The 3618-nt window shown below is 73.1% G+C and carries 3 protein-coding genes; all 3 read left to right on the forward strand.

All coding sequences use genetic code 11. The features are described from left to right. Positions 1-342 (forward strand): ECF-type sigma factor (locus tag G6O68_RS31430; protein ID WP_240911584.1); only part of this gene is annotated, 342 nt, incomplete at its 5' end. A 145-nt stretch (positions 343-487) separates the two neighbouring features. Further along, positions 488-1855, forward strand: coding sequence for a calcium-binding protein (locus G6O68_RS31435; RefSeq protein WP_165253647.1), 1368 nt, complete (start codon positions 488-490; stop codon positions 1853-1855). A 100-nt stretch (positions 1856-1955) separates the two neighbouring features. Further along, positions 1956-3618 (forward strand): serine/threonine-protein kinase (locus tag G6O68_RS31440; protein ID WP_165253649.1); only part of this gene is annotated, 1663 nt, incomplete at its 3' end.

The following is a 3618-nucleotide window of genomic DNA, read 5'->3' on the forward strand; positions in this document are numbered from 1 at the left end:
TTCTTCGCCGCGGCGGCCGAATCGATGCGACGGATCCTCGTCGAGAACGCCCGGCGCAAGCGGCGGGTCAAGCATGGCGGGGGGCGTCGTCGCGAGGCCGCCGACCTGGACGCGCTGGACGCTTCGAGCCCGCCCGAGGAGCTCCTGCAACTCCACGAGGCCCTCGAACGGTTCGCGGTCGTGCAGCCCCTGAAGGCCAAGCTCGTGGAGCTGCGGTTCTTCGGCGGCCTGACGCTGGAGCAGGCGGCCGAATGCCTGGCGATCTCCCCCTCGACGGCCGATCGCTCCTGGCGGTACGCCCGGGCCTGGCTCTACGACGCCATGGCCGGCGACGGCGGGTGAGGGCCGCATGGTCGCCCGCTGATCGGCGGGAAAAATCTCGGACCGGCTGACGCCTTCGGGCCGGCCGCGTCGCATGGGGAGGTGGCGGGCGGATTCGACCGCCCGGCTCCCGGACGACGCACCCCCGAGACGAGAGGATCGAAACATGCGCAAGTCCCCGCTCGCCCGACTGGCGACCGCCCTCGAAGGCCGTTTCGCGACCCGCCGCCGACCCGCCCGCGCGGCCCGCCGCGCCCTCCCGGCCCTGGAGGCCCTGCAGGTGCGGGCCGTCCCGGCCACGCTCTTCGGCGACGTCCTGTTCATCTACGGCACGACCGGCGACGATTCGGTGAGCGTCGTCGAGCGGTCGGCCGTCGTGATCTCGGGGAAGACCGCCGCCGCCCCCTCCTCCGTCGTCCCCGGTTCGGCGATCCGGGTCACCGAGGACGGACGGGTCCAGGACTTCACCATGCCTTCGGGCGGGCTCGTCTTCTTCCTGGGCTACGAGGGCCGGGACGTCTTCACGAACGACACGGCGATCGCCGCCTCGGCCGACGGCGGCCCCGGCGACGACGTGCTCCGGGGCGGCTCCGGCGCCGACGTCATCCGCGGCGGCGTGGGCAACGACTCCATCGACGGCTCGTACGGCGAGGACCACCTGTACGGCGACGGCGGCGACGACGTGATCTACGGCGGCTTCATCCGTCCGGACTCCATTCTCAACCACATCGACGGCGGCGACGGCCGCGACACGCTGATCGGGGCCCTGGGGCCCGACGAGATCGCCGGGGGCGCCGGCGACGACGTCATCTCCGGGGGGCACGGCAGCGATCAGCTCCGCGGCGGCGAGGGGAACGACTCGATCGACGGCGGTTACGGGGTGGACTACCTGTTCGGCGACGCGGGCGTCGACGTCCTGACGGCCGGCCTCGACGCCGGCTACAACTTCCTCGACGGCGGCGCGGACGACGACCGCCTCACGGGCGGCTACGGCTTCGATTACATGGTCGGGAACGCCGGCAAGGACGTCATGGACGGCCTCGCCGGCAACGACCTCATGTACGGCGGCGACGGCACGGACTACATGTACGGGGGCGACGGTCACGATTCGCTCCTGGGGCAGGACGGCACGGACGCCCTGTACGGCGGGGCCGGGAACGACTTCGTCTACGGCGGCGGCGGCATCGACCGCGTCTCGGGGGACGGGGGCGACGACCTGGTCTTCGGCGGCGACGGGCACGACTTCCTCTACGGCGGCGACGGGGCCGACATCCTCTGCGGCGGCTACGCCGTCTTCGACGAGGCGACCGGCGTCGCACTTAGCCAGGTCGACGACGACGACGACGACGTGATCCGGGGGGGGGCCGGCGCCGACATCGTCTACATCGGCGACATCAAGATCGCCCTGGCCTGGGTGAAAGACTCGTTCGAGGACGAGACCGACCAGGACCACGTGGAGTTCGCCGGGTACGGGAACTTCCCCGCTCCGCTGCCGGCGAATCGCCGGCGCTGGGGCCACCTGTTCGGCACCTGACCGCTCGCGTAGTGTCGATGGTCGTCCGGGGATCGGGGCCTCCGGCCGCATGCCGGGCGGCCGTCCTCGGGCGATCCCCCGGAAGCCGAGGGCCGACGCGATGACCGAAGAGAGCCTGTTCGCCGAGGCGCTGGAGCGGACGACGCCCGACGAGCGTCGGGCCTACCTCGAGGAGGCCTGCGCCGGCGACCCCGCCCTTCGGGCCCGCGTGGAGCGCCTGCTCGCGGCCTACGAGGGGGCCGGGGGCCTGCTCGACGCGCCGCCTTCCGCGTCGCCCGCCGGCCGCGGCGCGACGATCGCCGGCCGCTACGAGCTGGTCGAGGTGGTCGGGGAGGGGGGCATGGGGACGGTCTGGCTCGCCGAGCAGACGCGGCCCGTCCGGCGTCGCGTGGCGCTGAAGCTGATCCGGCCCGGGATGGACTCGCGGTCGATCCTGGCCCGGTTCGAGGCCGAGCGCCAGGCGCTGGCCCTCATGGACCACCCCAACATCGCGAGGGTCTTCGACGGCGGCACGACCGAGGACGGCCGGCCTTTCTTCGTGATGGAGTACGTCGAGGGGGCGCCGCTGACCGAGTACTGCGACCGGGCCCGGCTCGACGTCGGCGAGCGACTCGACCTCTTCATCGCCGTCTGCCGGGCCGTGCAGCACGCCCACACCAAGGGCGTCGTCCATCGCGACCTGAAGCCGAGCAACATCCTGGTCGGCCTCTGCGACGGCCGGCCGACCCCCAAGGTCATCGACTTCGGCCTGGCGAAGGCCACGCGGCGGCCGCTCGTCGAGTCCTCCGCGCGCACCGCGCCCGACGCGGCGATGGGCACGCCGCTGTACATGAGCCCGGAGCAGGCCGCCCCCGGCAACGTGGACGTCGACGCCCGGGCCGACGTCTACGCCCTGGGCGTGATCCTGTACGAGCTGCTGACCGGCACGACGCCGCTGGAACGCCCGCACCTGCGCGAGGCGGCCTGGCACGAGGTCCTGCGGAGGATCCTCGAGGAGGACCCGCCGCGGCCGAGCGTCCGCCTCGGCGGCAGCGAGGCCCTGCCGAGCGTGGCGGCCCTCCGGCGGCTCGAGCCCGTCAGGCTCGCCCGCCTCGTGAGGGGCGACCTCGACTGGATCGTCATGAAGTGCCTGGAGAAGGACCGATCGCGGCGCTACGAGACCCCCCTCGGCCTGGCCCGGGACGTCGAGCGCTATCTGCACGACGAATCCGTCGAGGCCTCCCCGCCGTCGACCGGCTACCGTCTGGGGAAGTTCCTGCGGCGAAACCGAGGCCCCGTGGCGGCGATCGCGACGATCTTCCTCCTCCTGGTCGTCGGCGTCGTCGGCACCACCTGGGGCCTGATCCGGGCCGAACGGGCCTGGAGGGCCGAGGCCGGACGGGCCGAGAGCGAGCGGATCGCCAACGCGAACGCCCGGAAGCGGCTCGAGCAGGTCAGGCAGGGGAGCGAAATCCTGGCGTCGGTGTTCGACGACCTCGACCCGCGCGAGGAGGAGAAGGACGATCGGCCCCTGCGAGCCGTGCTCGGCGACCGGCTCGCCCTCGCCGCCGTCCGGCTCGAAGGTGAAGGGATGGGCGACCCGCTGTTGGTGGCCGGCCTCCAGGACCGCCTGGGGCGGTCGCTGGTCCACCTCGGCCTGGCCGGGAAGGCGGTCCCGCTCCTCGAGAAGGCGCACGCCACGCGCGCGGCCGAGTTGGGCTCCGACCACCCCGACGCGCTGGAGAGCCTGAACAACCTGGCCGAGGCCCTGGGTTCCGCCGGGT

Origin of the sequence: Paludisphaera soli, assembly GCF_011064595.1 — a bacterium.
In the GTDB taxonomy this organism is placed as follows: Bacteria; Planctomycetota; Planctomycetia; order Isosphaerales; family Isosphaeraceae; genus Paludisphaera; species Paludisphaera soli.

Bases quoted from the DNA above. Each gene is read 5' to 3' on its own strand.
- G6O68_RS31435 (WP_165253647.1), top strand. From the start codon at position 488: ATGCGCAAGTCCCCGCTCGCCCGACTGGCGACCGCCCTCGAAGGCCGT.